The 17,768-nt window shown below is 30.7% G+C and carries 13 protein-coding genes; all 13 read right to left on the reverse strand.

Going from position 1 to position 17,768, the window contains the following annotated elements; genetic code table 11:
- Positions 1-82: 82 nt before the first annotated feature.
- Complete coding sequence (locus ACRDBA_RS03175; RefSeq protein ID WP_438571482.1) at positions 83-1,552, reverse strand: peptidoglycan D,D-transpeptidase FtsI family protein; 1,470 nt, start codon at positions 1,550-1,552, stop codon at positions 83-85.
- A 3-nt stretch (positions 1,553-1,555) separates the two neighbouring features.
- Complete coding sequence (locus ACRDBA_RS03180) at positions 1,556-2,791, reverse strand: FtsW/RodA/SpoVE family cell cycle protein (protein ID WP_438571483.1); 1,236 nt, start codon at positions 2,789-2,791, stop codon at positions 1,556-1,558.
- A gap of 10 nt (positions 2,792-2,801) precedes the next feature.
- Complete coding sequence (locus ACRDBA_RS03185) at positions 2,802-3,254, reverse strand: FHA domain-containing protein (RefSeq protein WP_438571484.1); 453 nt, start codon at positions 3,252-3,254, stop codon at positions 2,802-2,804.
- Between the two features lie 76 nt (positions 3,255-3,330).
- On the reverse strand, positions 3,331-6,156 hold the full coding sequence (gene uvrA / locus ACRDBA_RS03190; protein ID WP_438571485.1) for an excinuclease ABC subunit UvrA: 2,826 nt from the start codon (positions 6,154-6,156) through the stop codon (positions 3,331-3,333).
- A gap of 230 nt (positions 6,157-6,386) precedes the next feature.
- On the reverse strand, positions 6,387-6,566 hold the full coding sequence (locus ACRDBA_RS03195; RefSeq protein WP_438571486.1) for a hypothetical protein: 180 nt from the start codon (positions 6,564-6,566) through the stop codon (positions 6,387-6,389).
- Between the two features lie 46 nt (positions 6,567-6,612).
- Positions 6,613-7,446: a BglG family transcription antiterminator LicT gene (licT, locus tag ACRDBA_RS03200; protein ID WP_438571487.1), complete on the reverse strand. Its 834-nt coding sequence runs from the start codon at positions 7,444-7,446 to the stop codon at positions 6,613-6,615.
- A 118-nt stretch (positions 7,447-7,564) separates the two neighbouring features.
- Entirely contained in the window at positions 7,565-8,980 is a 1,416-nt protein-coding gene (locus tag ACRDBA_RS03205) for a glycoside hydrolase family 1 protein (protein WP_438571488.1), read from the reverse strand.
- A gap of 52 nt (positions 8,981-9,032) precedes the next feature.
- On the reverse strand, positions 9,033-10,913 hold the full coding sequence (locus ACRDBA_RS03210; RefSeq protein ID WP_438571489.1) for a beta-glucoside-specific PTS transporter subunit IIABC: 1,881 nt from the start codon (positions 10,911-10,913) through the stop codon (positions 9,033-9,035).
- 327 nt (positions 10,914-11,240) lie between these two features.
- Positions 11,241-13,103 (reverse strand): alkaline phosphatase, encoded by a 1,863-nt coding sequence (locus tag ACRDBA_RS03215; protein WP_438571490.1) that lies wholly within the window; start codon positions 13,101-13,103, stop codon positions 11,241-11,243.
- A complete protein-coding gene (locus tag ACRDBA_RS03220; protein WP_438571491.1) occupies positions 13,103-16,150 on the reverse strand; it encodes an alkaline phosphatase in 3,048 nt (1,015 codons plus the stop codon). Before ACRDBA_RS03220 ends, ACRDBA_RS03215 begins: the two co-directional genes overlap by 1 nt.
- A gap of 175 nt (positions 16,151-16,325) precedes the next feature.
- Positions 16,326-16,916 carry an SdpI family protein gene (locus ACRDBA_RS03225; RefSeq protein WP_438571492.1) on the reverse strand — a complete coding sequence of 197 codons (591 nt, stop codon included), beginning with the start codon at positions 16,914-16,916 and terminating at the stop codon, positions 16,326-16,328.
- Positions 16,917-16,928: 12 nt separating this feature from the next.
- Positions 16,929-17,201: an autorepressor SdpR family transcription factor gene (locus tag ACRDBA_RS03230; RefSeq protein WP_438571493.1), complete on the reverse strand. Its 273-nt coding sequence runs from the start codon at positions 17,199-17,201 to the stop codon at positions 16,929-16,931.
- Positions 17,202-17,400: 199 nt separating this feature from the next.
- Positions 17,401-17,768 (reverse strand): UvrB/UvrC motif-containing protein (locus tag ACRDBA_RS03235; protein WP_438571494.1); only part of this gene is annotated, 368 nt, incomplete at its 5' end.

Consider the following 17,768-nt stretch of genomic DNA (forward strand, 5'->3'; position numbering starts at 1 on the left):
ATATAAAAAAAAAATCTAGCAAGAAATTTTATTCTTACTAGACTTTCTAATTTATGATCTCGTTATGATAATACTTTAATCTTTATTCTCCAAGTACTGCCATTCTTACAACTTGAGATGCAACATCTGCTGCAAGACCTGCACCATTTTCCCCATTCTCCACTATTACTGCTACTGCAATTTGTGGGTTGTCTAATGGTGCTGCTGATATAAACCATCCATGAGGAACTGCTGGAGTTCCATCTGGTAAATTATAATCTGCTGTTCCTGTCTTAGCTCCTGCATTTGTACCATCAAAAGCTGGCCATCTATAAATATTATTTGAAACTAAATATCCCATATATTCCTTTATAGTGCCTGCCACTTCTGGAGATATTACATCACTTTTTAAAGCCTTATCTGGAATTTCTTTTACTAAGTTTCCATCCTTGTCTACAACCTTATTAACTAGCTTTGGTTGCATTAAAACACCATCATTTGCTACTGTTGCAGCCATTATAGCCATTTGTATTGGCGTAGAAACTACTCCACCTTGACCAATACCACTTTGAGCTATATTTCCTTCCTCATAACTTTGAAGAGTTGGGAATTGACTTGGTGAAATAGTTACTCCAACTCCTGGTATAACTGAATTAAAACCAAACTTTTCTGCTGTTGTTTTTAAAGCTGTATTTCCAAGTTCTAATGCTAATGACCCAAATACAAAGTTACTTGATACTCTAAAAGCCATTTGTAAATCTATATCACCATGAGCTTGATACATATAGTTATTTAATGAAGATCCATCTGCAAAGCTAATTTTTCCTGTATCACTAAATATTCTCCCTGCTACTGAAGGATCATTTTCTAATGCACTAGCTAAAGTAATTGTCTTAAATACTGATCCTGGAGGATAGATTCCGTTTAAAGCTCTATTATAAAGCTTATTATCTTCATCAGCTCCTGAATTAGCATCATTCATTGCTCCCTCTAAATTTGCAGGGTCATATGTTGGCTTTGATACTAGGGCCAATATCTCCCCTGTCTTTGGGTTTAATGCTACAACTGATCCCTTGTTATCACCTAGTGCATCATATGCAACCCTTTGAATATTAGGATCTAATGTAGTTACAATTCCATTACCAACCTTTTTATCATCATCTGCTCCTACAAATATCTTTTCAAAGCTAAAATCTGAGAAAAAGTTTTTTATACCTGTTGAAAATGTATTATACTTTGAAAGTTCATCATCAAACTCTTCTTCTAAGCCTGTTAACCCAAATCTTTCATCTACATATCCTAATGCATGAACATATAAATCACCTTGAGTATATTCTCTTTTTTGAGTTAATGTATCTACTCTTTCACTTTTAGTTAAAGGCTCTCCATTTCTATCATAAATAGTTCCTCTTAATACTTCATTTCTTTTTGCCCATAGTCTTACATTATTAGAGTCCTCTGCAATATCAGGTCCCTTAAATATTTGGAAGTAAGCTATATATGATATTAAAGATACAAAGCAAAAAAGGAATACTACCATTACATTTCTTACGTTTTTGCCTAAATCATTCATGTCTTAAGCCTCCTCCGAAATCTTTTGTAAAATACCAAGTGCAAAGAAAATAGTAAGCATTGAGCTACCACCATAACTAATAAGAGGTAATGTTATACCCGTTAGAGGTATTACTGCAAATATACCACCAATTATTACTAAGGTTTGACATGCAATCATTGTACTAAATCCTACTGCTGCTAATTGACTAAATTTTTCATTAGTAACAAAGGCAGCTCTAATTCCTCTATAGAAAAGTAAGAAATATAAAATCATAATACCTACTGCAAATATCATTCCTAATTCTTCACATATAAGTGCAAATATAAAATCACTTTCTACTGCAAATATAAATTCTGGATATCCTTGCCCTAGCCCAACACCAGTTAAGCCTCCAGATGATATTGCATATAGACCTTGAACTAATTGATAACTTTCATTTTGAGCATACATCCATGGATCTAACCAAATCATAACTCTTCGCTTAACATGGCTAAACATTCCATATGCTCCTATTGCTCCAACAGCTGATAATCCTAAACATGTGAAAACATATTTCTTTTTAGATGTTGCTATATAAAGCATAGTTACTGATATACCAAAGAATATTAACACTGATCCTAAATCTGTTTGTAAAACCATACATGCTAGTGAGTACATTACTACTAAAGCTGGTTCTATAAGCTGTTTAAAATCTTCCTTTAATATATTTTTACTTTCATAATTCATTAATGCTGCTGATAAGTATAAAACTAAAGCTATTTTCCCAAATTCTGATGGCTGAAAACCAAAAGAACCTATGTATACCCAGTTCATAGCACCATTAGTTGATACCTGGAATATTAGTCCATATATCAATGCCATTGGCATAAATATTAAAGTAATTATCATATATAGTTTTTTATATTTCGCAAAACTTTTTAAATCTGGCAATATTACTACTATAGCTATATAGGATATTATTCCTAGTACTACCCATACTAATTGCTTCATTGCCATAGTTGGATCTATTCTATATATTACTGCAACTCCTACTATTGCTAAAATACTGGAGAATATAAGCATAAACTTATCTCCATCAGGATAAAATTTTCTTATTACATAGTGAGAATACATTACTATAATACATAATACAATTCCCATTCCAAGTGCTTTATAATCAAACGGCTTTTTTAATAAAGCTAGGTTAGTAAACAGAAGTAAGCATAGTAGATAAATTAATACAAGAACTCTCTTCTCTAACTTTAATGTACTTTTCACATTCTCACCTCTATTTTTTATCTGATCTTATAATCTTAAATGTAGCACTTCCTATTTTTATTTTGTCATTCGGCTTTACTTTAGCACTAGAGTCTATTTTTTCATCATTTATAAATACTCCATTTGTGCTGTTTAAATCCTCAATATAAACCTCATTATTCTTTACTACAAGTTTAGCGTGATTCCCAGAAGCATACTGGTCTGTTAATCTAACCGTGTTTCCTTCTCGTCTTCCTATGGTTATAGGTTCTCTTAATAGCAATATCGTTCCTTCTTCTAAACCTTCATTTCCCCCTGCTTTTAATACCTCTAGCCCATAATTTTTTTTCGCTGAAGCTTGTTTTCTCTTTCCACCACTTTTGACATCCTTGTACATAATCTTTAGTGCATAATAAATAATACCGTAAAGTACTATCATAAATGCTATTCCAAAGACTAAGGTCGTTAGTTTTGAAAAACTCATATCTTCACCTCTAAAATTAAGTATTATTACCATTATATATTAAAACTTCTAGCAAGAAATAACAAGTCCTATACTGTTAACTTAACATCTTCTTAAGATATTTTCCTGTATATGAGTTATCTAATTTACAAATTTTCTCCGGTGTACCTGCTCCAACTAATGTTCCACCTTTATCTCCACCTTCTGGACCAAGGTCTATAATATAATCTGCACACTTAATCATTTCTAAATTATGTTCAATAACTACTACTGTATTTCCTGTATCTACTAATCTTTGAAGTATTTCAATTAACCTATTAACATCTTCAATATGAAGCCCTGTTGTTGGTTCATCTAAAATATATAATGTTTTTCCTGTACTTCTTTTTGAAAGCTCTGTTGCTAATTTAATTCTTTGAGCTTCCCCACCTGATAATTGTGTTGATGGTTGACCTAATCTAATATATCCAAGCCCTACATCATTTAATGTTTGTAGCTTATTTTTTATTCTTGGTATGTTTTCAAAGAAAACTACAGCCTCTTCTACAGTCATGCTTAAAACATCATCTATAGATTTACCTTTATATTTAACTTCTAAAGTTTCCCTATTATACCTCTTTCCTTTACATACCTCACATGGTACATAAACATCTGATAAGAATTGCATTTCAATTTTAATTATTCCATCACCTGAACAAGCTTCACATCTTCCACCCTTAACATTAAAACTAAATCTTCCTGGCTTATATCCTCTCATCTTAGCTTCTGGTGTAGTAGAAAATAGTTCTCTAATTATATCAAATGTTCCTGTATAAGTTGCTGGATTAGATCTTGGTGTTCTTCCTATTGGACTTTGATCTATATCTATAATCTTATCTATAAATTCTGCACCTGTTATTCCCTTGTGGGCTCCTACTGGATTCTTACTTCTATTTATTATCCTATTTAATCCTTTATAAAGAATTTCATTAACTAAAGTACTTTTTCCTGAACCTGAAACCCCAGTTACCATACTTAAAGTCCCTAATGGAATTGATATATTTACATTCTTTAAATTATTTTCTTTAGCCCCTTGGACAGTAATTTTGTTTCCATTTCCTTTTCTTCTCTCTGTAGGAACATCTATTTTTTTCTTTCCTGTTAAATACTGACCAGTAATAGATTCCTCGCAGGCTTCTATTACATCAATTGGCCCTGCGGCAACTATTTCTCCACCATGTTCACCTGCTCTTGGTCCTATATCAACAATAAAGTCAGCTTCCTTTATAGTATCATCATCATGTTCTACTACAATAACTGTGTTTCCTACATCTCTTAAGTTTTGCAATGTTTTAATTAACTTATCATTATCTCTTTGATGAAGTCCTATACTTGGCTCATCTAATATATATAAAACTCCCATAAGTGCTGATCCAATTTGAGTTGCAAGTCTTATTCTTTGAGACTCTCCACCTGATAATGTTCCTGCAGTTCTTGCTAAATTTAAGTAATCTAAACCAACATCTATTAAGAATTTTAATCTACTTCTTATTTCTTTTATTATTTGGTCACTAATTATTTGGTCTTTTTCTGAAAATACAAGTGATTCAATATATTCAAGTTCTTCTTTTATAGATAAGCTTGTAAATTCATATATATTTTTTTCTCCAACCTTTACAGCTAAAGCTTCTTTTTTTAACCTTGCCCCCTTACATTTTGGACAATTGTTATTACTCATATATTGCTCTATTTCGCCTTTAATTAAATCTGAATTAGTTTCTCTATATCTTCTCTTTAAAGAATTTATTTCTCCTTCATAGGCATAAGCATATTGAGCTTTTACACCTTCCTTTGTGTATATAACCTTAATCTTCTTTCCCTTAGTTCCGTAAAGTAATAAATCTACGTCATCTTTACTTAACTCTTTTATAGGCTTATTTAAATCTAATCCATATTCCTTACTTAAGCCCTTCATTATAGCTAATGTCCAAGAATCATCCTTTAATCTTCCATCACCCCAGGTTGCAATAGCTCCCTCCATAATGCTTAAATCCTTGTTAGGAATTATTAAATTTTCATCTAATTCTATTAATGCTCCTAACCCATCACAATAATCACATTTTCCAAAAGGTGAGTTAAATGAAAATAATCTTGGAGCTAGCTCATCTATACTTAATCCACACTCAGGACATGCAAATTTTTCGCTAAATAATATATCTTCTCCACCAATTACATTTATTACAACTAAGCCTTCTGCAAGCTTTAATGCCGTTTCTACTGAATCTGAAAGTCTTCCTTCTATTCCTTCTTTAATAACTATTCTGTCAACAACAGCTTCAATATTATGCTTTATATTCTTATCTAAAGTTACCTCTTCTTCAGTAAGATCATAAATTGAACCATCTATTCTTGCTCTAACAAATCCGTTCTTTTTTATATTATCTAATACTTTTTCATGAGTTCCCTTTTTCCCTCTAATAATAGGAGCTAATACTTGTAGCTTAGTTTTATCCCCAAGTTCCATAACACCATCCACAATTTGATCAACAGATTGTTGTTCAATTTGAATTTTACACTTAGGGCAATATGGTGTTCCTACTCTTGCATATAATAATCTTAAGTAATCATATATTTCTGTAATTGTTCCTACTGTTGAACGAGGATTCTTGCTTGTAGTTTTTTGGTCTATAGATATAGCTGGTGATAATCCTTCTATATAATCAACATCTGGCTTATCCATTTGCCCTAGGAATTGTCTTGCATAGGATGAAAGAGATTCTACATATCTCCTTTGACCTTCAGCATAAATAGTATCAAATGCTAAAGAAGATTTACCTGATCCTGATAAACCAGTAAACACTACTAATTTATCTCTAGGTATTTCTAATGAAACATTTTTTAAATTATGTACCTTTGCACCTTTTATGACAATTTTATCTTTCATATACTAATGCCCCCTTATATAAATCATATTTTAGTTTGAACTTTATTTAATAAATTAAACTCGAACAAACGTTCCTAAATATATTTTAATTTTCTTTGTATATCTTGTCAATTAATAAACCTTATTAGTTATTTAATTTTTTAAACTCTTTTAAATATGTTTCCCTAAATAAAAAAAGCATAATCATTCACTTTTGAATATCATGCTTTTTCTACTTACATTAATATATTTTATTTTTCTGCAATAAGCTTCTTTAATTTATTTTGCACTAACCAAAGCTTTTTTTGCTTTCTATTGTAAGCTACTAGCTTATTTTTATTGTTTTTACTTTCATCCATTAATTTTATATATTCGGCATCAGCAATTTTTAACGCATCTTCAAGTACTAAAAGTTCTTCCTTAGTGAACATACTCATTCCTCCATATAATTAAATTCCTTAGTATTATATCATAAATTTATCTTTGAGAAATCCTCACTATATGTATAGTTAAATAAAGTAACTCCTCATATGAAATTTCTTTATCTAATAAATTCTTTACATAATCTCCAATTAAATTTGCACACTTTACTTCTTTTTCATATTCTCTAGTTATTTGATCAAAAATAAATCTATCCTTTGCTTCTATCATTTTTCCTTCAAGTAATCTTTGAATAAAAAATTGAACATGTGTAACAAATCTAGAGTAATTAATTGAATCCTTATCTAACTTTACCCCTAAATTATATTGAACTATATTAAATATATCCTTTTGCATTTTTACACTTAATATAGTATCCTGCATTTCTTGTTCATTAGTTTGTGCATTTACAAAATGAAATGCTATATTTGCAGCCTCTTCCTCTGGCAATGAAATATCTAATGTTTTATTTATATAATTTACAGCCTCTAATGCAAGTTCAAATTCTTTAGGATAAAACTTCTTAACTTCCCAGGTTAACCTATTTTGAAGTACTATACCTTTTTCATATCTTACTAAAGCATATGATATATGATCCACTAATGTAATGAAAATCTGGTCACTTAATGCTCCATTTAGCTTTTCATTAGCCATCTTTATTATATTATTTGTAATTTCTATATGCTCTACTGGTGTTTCCTCTATAAGTCTTATATAATCCTTTGCAGCAATATTATCCCTAGGTGCATATACCTTTTCTATAACACTTTGATCTAATATATCTCCAGCTTTATTTTTAAATCCAATGCCCTTCCCCATAGCAATAACTTCTTTTCCATTTGAATCTTCAGCTAAAATTAAACTATTATTTAGCACTTTAATTATCCTCACTATGTTCACCCCTTGAAACTACTAATTAGCAATAAATCTATTATATTACATATTTATAGCTTTACAAAATATAAGACAAAATAGAATGCCCAATATAATAAGCATTCTATTTTTCATATTAAACTAACATTCTACCATTTGATTCTATTACTTTCTTATACCAACTAAAACTCTTCTTTTTAATTCTTCTTAAATCCTTTAAATCAAACTCTTCTCTATCCACATATATAAATCCATATCTTTTACCATATCCTTGATGTGTACTTACAACATCAATTGCAGACCAGGGACAATATCCCATAACTTCAATTCCATCTGAAATAGCTAGCTTTAATTGTTCTAAATGTATTCTAATAAAGTCAATTCTATAATCATCATTTACTACATCATTTTCCTCTAATAAATCAGGGGCACCTATACCATTTTCCGTTATTAATATAGGTAAATTATATCTTTCATATACTTTTCTTAATGTCATTCTAAGCCCAACGGGATCAACTACCCATCCATATTTAGTTTTTCCAACATATGAATTTTCTGCCGCACGATATACACCTTGTTCTCCAAGCATTATTTGTTGATCTCCAGCTCTAGCTGATACATCTGATGGATTATTCTTACTTTCAGCTATAGTTGCTGTAGAATAATAATTCATTGCTATAAAATCTGGATTAGCTCTTTTTAATATCTCCATATCACCATCTAATATAGTTGGCTCAATTCCTCTATCTACTAAATAACTAAATGCCACACTATTATATCTTCCTCTAACCGCAACATCTAAGAAGTTCCAACAACGAATTGACTCCCAATTATGCGCTGCAATTGCATCATTTGGATTACAGGTTTCTTGATACATTGATGTAATATTTAAAGCTGGTCCTATCTTTCCATTTGGACACATTTCATGACATAATGCCATTGTTTTGGCTTGAGCTAAAAGCATATTGTGATTTTGCTCATATAACTCCTTTTTGCTTGGTAGGCCTTTTCCCTTTGGAGTTCCTATTGCACCTGGATGAAGAATCATTGTATTTTGTTCATTTATAGTTAGCCAGTATTTAACCTTTGATCCAAATCTCTCAAATAATACTTTAGCGTAATTCACAAAGGCATCTATTGTTTCTCGGCTTCCCCAACCTCCCTTTTCTTCTAATGCATAAGGTAAGTCAAAATGGAACATTGTAACTACAGGCTCTATATTATATTTTAATAATTCATCTATTAAATTATTATAAAATTCGATTCCCTTTTGATTAATCTCACCAGTTCCATTTGGTATTATTCTCGTCCAAGCTACTGAAAATCTATAAGCCTTTAGTCCCATTTCTGCAAATAGCTTTACATCTTCCTTATATCTATGATAATGATCACTTGCAATCTTAAAATCTGCCGTTCCCTCTGGATGATCACACATATCTATTACTGATAACCCTTTACCATCTTCATTCCATGCACCTTCAACTTGATAAGCTGATGTAGATGCCCCCCATAAAAAATCTTCTGGAAAGTTTTTAATTTCTTTATATATCATAACCATTCTCCTTTTATTAACTAAACTATAACTATATTAACTGCATATAAATTTATTTAACTGTTATAATATTTTCTCCAAACTCTACATTCTTATCTTCTATTCCCTTTACTTCTGTAAACTTATCTGAATTTACTATTAAGACTGGAGTAATTACTTCATATCCTAACTCTTTTATCTTTTCCATTTCAAATTCTATTAATAAGTCCCCTACATTAACTCTATCTCCTATTTTTACATTAGCCTTATAATGCTTTCCTTGTAAATTAACTGTATCTATTCCAACATGTATTAACATTTCTATACCTGTATCTGATGTTATTCCTACTGCATGTTTTGAATCAAGAACTGCTGAAATTTCTCCACTTACAGGGGCTACTACCTTTCCTTCTGATGGTATTATAGCTACACCCTTTCCTAATAATCCACTTGAAAATACATCATCATTTACTTCTGATAATTGTACTAATTCACCCATTAAAGGACTAACAATTTCAACTTCTTTGTTTGTATCTATTATTCTAACTTTTTCTCTATTTTCTACTACTTCTACTACTTCTTCTTCCTCTTCATCTACAGGATCTTCAAACCCTAAAATCCAAGTTAATGCAAATGTTACTACAAAAGCAATTACACAAGTTATTAAAGCATGTACTATATTCATTGGGTTTTCTCCAATAAATACTGGAAGTGCTGCAAGCCCTGGTGATACAAATGCATAACGTACAAGTCCTACAAGTCCTGCATATATCCCTGCACATCCTCCACCTATCATAGCTGCAATTAATGGCTTTTTAAGCTTTAATGTTACTCCATAAAGTGATGGTTCTGTAATACCTATAAGTGCTGTAATACCTGATGATGCTGCTAATTGCTTTAAATTTTTATTTTTTGATTTTATTGCTACACATACTGTTGCTGCACCTTGAGCTATGTTAGATGCTAACATACCAGGTCCATTTATCATTTCTGATCCTGTATTAGATAATTGCATAGTTGCGATTGGTGTCATTGCCCAAGCTGTACCTGTTACTACTAATAATGGTTGAAGTGCTCCCATTAAGAATGGTATTAACCAACTTGCTTTAGAATTAATAATTTCTGCTCCTGATGCTACTAAGTCATTTAAATATACACCAAATGGTCCTATTGCTATTAATGCTATTGGTGCTGTAACTAATAATATTATTAATGGCTTTGTAAAGAACTTAATAATTGATGGTGATACTTTTTCTGCAAATATTTCTATATAAGACATTACCCAAACTGTAATAATTATAGGTAATACTGATCCTGCATAATCTGCAAGAGTTACTTTAATACCTAAAAAATGTACTGGCTCTCCTGATGCCATAAGCGCTCCTAAGTTTGGATGTAGTAATACTCCTGCAAGTGTCATTGCTAATATAGGACTACACTCAAATTTAATTGCTGCTCCATAAGCAAGTAAAACTGGCATAAAGAAGAATGCTGCATCTGCTATAGTATTTAATAAGAAGTATGTTTGACTTTCATCACTTAATAACCCCGTTAAAGTTAATATTGCAAGAACAGCCTTAATCATTCCAGCCCCTGTTATAGCCGGTATCATAGGTGTAAATGTTGTAGATATTACACTTACAAATCTTGAAATCATACTTCCCTTTCCTTTATTAGAATTATTAGTAGCCTTGCTTCCTCCATCTAAATTGCCGGTTTCCTTTAGTATTGCTCTATATGCTTGCTGAACATCATTCCCAATTACTACTTGGAATTGTCCACCCTTATTTACTACACTAATTACACCTTGTAATTTTTCAATTTTACTTACTTGAACCTTATCCATATCATTTAATTCAAATCTTAATCTAGTTGCACAATGAGTAAGCTTACTTACGTTTTTAGCTCCTCCAACTAACTCCAATACCTGAATCCCCACTTTTTTATAATCCATTTTTAATCACTCCTAAAAATTTATTATGTTAAGAATATTTTTAAGCACTAAAAAAAGACCTAAACAAAACGAACTATACAAATTAATACTAAATATAGATACAGATATATCTATAATAATATTAAAATAGTCCACTTCTATTTAGGTCTTGCCTGCTTACCAGTAACACGCCTTAACAAAGGTGTTAATCAATATTCACTTATGTAATCATTTACTACACCCATATAATATCACATTAAACATTTACATGCAATAAGATTTTTTAAATTATTTTTTATTTTTTATAAAAAGCTAAAGGTATGACATTACGCCATACCCCTATACCTACTATTTCTTTTTATAATACTTTGCACCTAATACTGTTGATGCTGCACCAATAAGTAATATCATTCCTGTTCCTACTACTGCTCCTGTGTAAGGCAGCTTTCCACTAGAATTACTACTAGAATTACTATTTCCACCAGATGGCTTGTTTGTTGATGAATTATTTCCAGAGTTGTTTCCACCATTTCCACCTCCATTGTTATTACCACCATTGCTTCCACTGTTGTCTTCTAATGCTAACTCTAATATTTCTCCAACTTCTTTAGTTGAGTAAAAATCACTACCATTATAAACAACTACACCATTTAATTCATGTGTTTTTACATCATTTACTTTTTTAACTTCTACCTTATTTGTATTAGCAAATATTTTAAGTTCTACATCACCCTTTGATGATACTGCATAAGGATTTTCCTTATCATCTTCATTTATTGTAAATGAAGCACCTTTTGATTCTAACTCTTCTTTAACATTATTAAATAATGCTTTTGTTGCTTCTTCAAGATTTAATCCCATATTTGCTTCTATATATTTAGGCAACTCAGTATTTTCCACAGTTCCTGATAATTTTTCCACACCTTTTGGCGCATATATCCCAAGATACACATCTCCACCAGTATGCCCATCTGTTGTATATCCTATTTTACATCTCTTTGCTACAACTTCATTTATTTTGCCTTCTTTAGCTAAATTAACCTCTTCTTCTGATACATTATTAAACCCATGATACTTAGTTATTAACTCTTGTATTTCTGTATCATATTTTCCTTCTATTATTTTATTAAATTGCTCCTGACTTATCTTTCCATCCTTTAAATTTAACACTGAATCTTCATATGTTAAATTATCATATCCTGAGCTTGTATCACTATTTCCTATACTTAATCCACTATTAGCATGATCTGTAGTAACTACTACGATTGTATCTTCATTAGATTTAGCAAAATCTAATGCAACCTTAACTGCTTCATCAAACTCTAATGTATCTGTAATTGCCCCTATTGGATCATTAGCATGGGCTGCCCAGTCAATTTTACTTCCTTCTACCATTAAGAAGAATCCATCTTCATTTTTATTTAAAACTTCTATTGCCTTAGATGTCATATCTGATAAAGAAGGCTGACTATTATTAAACTCTTCTCTATCTGCTTCATAAGCTAAATCTCTATCTGCAAACATTCCCCATAGCTTTCCACTATCACTAGCTTCTAATTGGTCTCTAGTAGTTATATACTCGTAACCTAACTCCTTAATTTCCTTAGTTAAGTCCTTTCCATCATTTCTTTTTCCCCCACCTGTTGGACCAAAGAATTCATCACCACCACCAAAAACAACTTCCATATCTTGATATACTTGTTGCTTCATAATGCTATTATAATTGCTTCTTGCAGAATCATGAGATGAAAATGCTGCTGGTGTTGCATGCATTATTTCACTTGTAGCTATTATTCCTGTTGAAAGACCACTTAATTCTGCTGCCTCTAAAATAGTTGCTATAGGCTTTTTATCTGGAGTAACTCCAATATGAGCATTATTTGTCTTAAATCCTGTTGATAATGCAGTTCCTGCTGGTGCTGAATCAGTGATAGGTCCATTTTCCCAGCTAGTTCTTACATATCCTGTTTGAATTGCATCTAATGATAACTTATCATTCCCTAAAATACCATCTTGATAATCCTTGTAATATCTAGCTGAAGTCATAGTACTTGTACTCATTCCATCTGCAATAAGATATATTACTTTTTTTACATTTTTAGTATCAGCATTTACAGTAACCGGCTTAATACCTGATGATATTATTAAACCTGTCATCAATACTGATCCTGTTAATGCCATAATTTTATTTATTGTCTTTTTTGAAAACATTAGTTACTACCCCCTACTTCAGTTTCTACTACAATATCATTACTATTTTGCTTAATAGAAAAGTTTACTTCTGCCTTTGCATCATAGCTTCCGCCATAAAAAACTACTGCTTTATAGTCCTTACCTGCTTGTAATCTATGCTTTTCACTTTCTATTGATTGATTTAAATCAACAGTAAATTTACTATTTCCTGCTTCATCTACCCCTAGATCATTTAACCAGTTCCACCAAATTGAATTTCTCTTTCCTGGTTCTGTATCTTTTTCATATATTCCAACCCAATCAGAACCTACTGATGGTTTTCTTAAATTATTTAATGATATTTCAAAAGTATCATTTATATCTTCTATTTCTGATTTTGAAATAGTCATGCCAACTTCTTTTTCTACTTCCTCTTCTGAATTATCAAATTCAAGCCCTGTCCATATTGGAGCTGTTATTGATATTCCACCATCTGCTTTAGTAACTTTAACTACAAAATATCTATTTCCTGCTGCATTATTAATGTTAAAGTCCCAATCAAAAGAATTACTATTTATTTCAAATCTTCCATCTACAAACTTTCCACCATCACCTAATATTTCAACCTTAGATATTAAATCATCACTATTAGGATCTGATATAGAAACATTTCCCTTAAACTCTTCTGAGTTTTCTAAGATGCTTCCCATTACTTCCCCATTAATAGTAAAGTTAATCTTTTGATTTTCATCTTCTGTTGCATATAATCTTCTATTTCTTACTGCATCATATATTCCTTCTCTTGAAAGATTATCTGATAAAACAACTCCTCTACATTCATTTAATGCATACCAACTTCCTCTATGGTTATCCTGGTTATTTACTGGAGCTAAATGCCATCCTTGATCTAATGCATTAAAATATTGTTGATAATATCCATCAAATCTTGACCATCTAAAATAGTAGTCTGATTCTTCTATTGATGAATCTCCACAACCTATTTCAAATAAATTAACTATACTATCTAACTCTTCAACATATTTGAAATCCTTAAAATCGCCATAATCGGTTCCATCTGGATGATTAAACTGCGCTAATGAATAAGGCATTTGACTTAATGTAGTGTACCATCTATCCATATTCCAATCATTTATTGGCTTATCTTCTTCATTAAGACTAAATACATTCATATGTCCAAAAAGTTGTGTTTGCTCATAACCTGCAATAGCTACAAATCTGCCATCTTCATTTAGTTCATTTGCTGTTGCTACTGTGTCTGTCCATTCATTATCATTAATCATTGATGAGTGATCTGTTATTGCCATAAAGTCTACATCACCTTGATCATATGCAAATTGATATGCATCTCTTGGAGTACTTCCATACTTACCATCTGAATATCCTGTATGATTATGGAAATCACCATAATAATGATTATATTGACTTCCTGGCTTATCTTCTAAATTTTTTATAATATCTACTAACTCTTGTGGAATATAATATTTCCCCTTTATATATGGCATTACTGTTTTTAATTCTTTTTCTTCTCCATTAAGCTTATAATTATTTGTAAATAATTCTAACTCAACTTTATTGCCACCCTTTTCAACTAATACCTTTGGAGCATCACCATTTTCTATGTTTAAATCTACAGTAACTCCTTCTATAGAATTTAATGTAGTTTCACCATCTAAGAAAATATTATTTGTGTGACTTTCTAAAGCACCACTTCCAAGGAAATGTTCTTCTACATATCTATTTACTTCAGTATTATCAACTACACCACTTAATTTCTCCATGTTTTGAGGTGCATATACTCCAAGATAAACATCTTCTCCTGTATGTCCTGTAGTTGTAAATCCTAAACCACATCTAGTTGCAATTACAGACTTTATTCCCTTTGAACTATCTTTTATTAAATTTAACTCTTCAGCTGTTAAATTATCATAACCATAATATTTTTTAGTAAGAGAGCTGATTTCTGAATCGGATTTACCTTTAATTAAATTCATAAATGATTCTTCTGTAATTTTTGCATCTTTAATATTATTTACAGTTTGCTCAAATGTAGCTTTGTCATAAGATGTTACATTTTCATTAAATTCTTTGCTTCCTATAGTTATCCCACTATTCCCATGGTCTGTAGTAACTATAACTATTGTATTTCCATCCTTTTTAGCAAAGTCTACTGCTGCCTTTACTGCATTATCAAATGCAACTATATCACTAGCCATTCCAACTGGTTCATTGTTGTGCGCTGCCCAGTCTATTTTACTTCCTTCTACCATTAAGAAGAATCCATCTTGATTTTTGTTTAATACTTCTATAGCCTTATTAGTCATATCCTCTAAACTAGCTTCTGTTGAATCATTTGATTCAATTCTATCTAAGTTATATTTAACATCTGCATTTGAAAATGAACCCCAAAGCTTTTCTCCATTATAATTATCCATTTCTTCTTTGCTAGTTACATAATCAAATCCTTCTGATTTTATTTCTTCAATTCTCTCTTCTTTATATTTATTAAAATCTTGTACATCTTTATACTGTGATGCTACTCCAAATCCTCCACCTAAAACAACTTCCATATCATTATTTATTTGTTGCTTTAAAATATGATTATAATTTGCTCTGTTATCAGTATGTGCTGAAAAATCAGCTGGAGTTGCATGTGTTATTTCAGAAGTAGCTATTATACCCGTTGATTTTCCTATAGCTTCAGCTCCTTCAATTAACGTAGCAAGTGGCTTTTCCTCAGTTGATGTAGCAATATACTTATTTAATGTTTTTTGCCCAGCTGAATAAGCTGTTCCCCCTGGTGCAGAATCTGTAATAGGACCATTAGCCCATCTTGTAGTTACAGCTCCACTAGATATTTCATCCATAGTAAGAGTTCCACCATTATAATATCTTGCTAAAGTAATAGCTTCTGTACTCATTCCATCAGCTATCATAAATATAACATTTTTAGTATTTCCCTTTTCATCAGCCTTTACCTCCACTACATTTCTTGTACTAAATACTGATGTTGTAGTCATTGCAGTAACAATAGCAGCTGCGATAATATATTTTAACTTTTTATTCATTCCTACTACCTCCATTCTTTTATGAAGTAATCATATCAATTTACAATTAAATCCATATTAAGAAAATGTTATCAGTATTTATCTTTTGTTAAAATTTGTTAACTTTAAAATGAACATAAAAAAATAAGCCATAAAATTATTTTATGACTTACTTCTAATCAAATATATTTTTCTATTAATTGAACTGTTTATAGTAAATATATAATGAATAAATAGTTCCAAGCCCTATCCAACCAAGTATTCCTATACTTGCAGCAACTTCTGATTTTACGAAAAATACTAATATAAATTGTAATATTGCAAATACAAATGATGTTATTCCCATAAATCTATGTGTTTTATTCCATACTACTTCATTTCTAATAATCCATGGAAGCCTAAAACCTATATTTCTATTCATAGGTAATTGTGGCAACTTATTTCCTAATATCATCATAATAACAGATGTTATTCCAACTAATACTATTCCACTAGTTCCCTCTTCACTAATACCTTCTGGAAAAAACGTCATAACTATCGAAATTACAACTATTAATATCATAGTAAATCTATTCATAAATCTCATAGACTTAACCTTTGGATTATCTTTATCAATATTTCCTATAGTTGGTGCTTTAATATCAACTATTATTAAAACACCTATTATAATTGCACAAAATATAGCACTCATAAGTGAAGAGTCACCTTTGATTATTCCTAGTACTATAATAATTGCACTTGCAATTATTATTAACCATTGTGTTAAGTCTAATTTTTTTATACTCATTTTAAAATCCTCCTACCCCTCTTGATTAAATAAACCTAAGAATCCACCTAATGCTTGCTGTAATACAGTTGTGTTAAGTGTATAAATTATAAATTGACCCTTTTTTTCAGATACTATCAGTTCTGCGTCCTTTAAAATATCTAAATGCTTTGAAATAGATGGTTTTGACATATCGAACTTAGATGCTATATCTCCCGCATTCATACTTCCATCATTTAAAATTTTTAAAATTTCTCTTCTTGTAGGATCACCTAATGCCTTAAATACCTTATTTATAAAAAACACCCCCTTAATTATTTAGCTAAATAGCTAAATATTCTTATATTATTATAATAGATCCAAAATTACCCTAAGTCAATAGTTATTTAGCTAAATAGTTAAATATGTGTTTGTAAAAAATTATAAGTGTGATTTATTTTCATAATTAAAATCACACTTATATACTGCCAAAATAGTACCACTTAAATTGCTATCTTACTTACAATTATTTAAGCTTTTCTATCATATCTCTAAGCTCTGCTGCTCTTTCAAATTGAAGATTTTTAGCTGCATCCATCATTTCATCTGTATACTTTTTAATTAATTTCTTTTTATCCTTAGGTGCTACTTCTTCAATCTTTTCTGCTTCGTATGCTATTCCATCTTCTGCAGCAGTTGTTGCTTCTATTACATCTCTTACATCTTTAATTATAGTTTGAGGAGTTATTCCATGATCCTCATTATACTTCATTTGTACTTCTCTTCTTCTTTCTGTTTCCTTTATTGATTTATCCATTGACTTAGTTATTCTATCTGCATACATTATAACTCTACTTTCAGAGTTTCTAGCTGCTCTACCTATAGTTTGGATTA

Source organism: Clostridium sp., assembly GCF_051654825.1.
Classification (GTDB): domain Bacteria; phylum Bacillota; class Clostridia; order Clostridiales; family Clostridiaceae; genus Clostridium.

Bases quoted from the DNA above. Each gene is read 5' to 3' on its own strand.
- ACRDBA_RS03175 (WP_438571482.1), bottom strand. From the start codon at position 1,552: ATGAATGATTTAGGCAAAAACGTAAGAAATGTAATGGTAGTATTCCTT.
- ACRDBA_RS03205 (WP_438571488.1), bottom strand. From the start codon at position 8,980: ATGATATATAAAGAAATTAAAAACTTTCCAGAAGATTTTTTATGGGGG.
- ACRDBA_RS03210 (WP_438571489.1), bottom strand. From the start codon at position 10,913: ATGGATTATAAAAAAGTGGGGATTCAGGTATTGGAGTTAGTTGGAGGA.
- ACRDBA_RS03225 (WP_438571492.1), bottom strand. From the start codon at position 16,916: ATGAGTATAAAAAAATTAGACTTAACACAATGGTTAATAATAATTGCA.
- ACRDBA_RS03220 (WP_438571491.1), bottom strand. From the start codon at position 16,150: ATGAATAAAAAGTTAAAATATATTATCGCAGCTGCTATTGTTACTGCA.
- ACRDBA_RS03195 (WP_438571486.1), bottom strand. From the start codon at position 6,566: ATGTTCACTAAGGAAGAACTTTTAGTACTTGAAGATGCGTTAAAAATT.
- ACRDBA_RS03215 (WP_438571490.1), bottom strand. From the start codon at position 13,103: ATGTTTTCAAAAAAGACAATAAATAAAATTATGGCATTAACAGGATCA.
- ACRDBA_RS03185 (WP_438571484.1), bottom strand. From the start codon at position 3,254: ATGAGTTTTTCAAAACTAACGACCTTAGTCTTTGGAATAGCATTTATG.
- uvrA (WP_438571485.1), bottom strand. From the start codon at position 6,156: ATGAAAGATAAAATTGTCATAAAAGGTGCAAAGGTACATAATTTAAAA.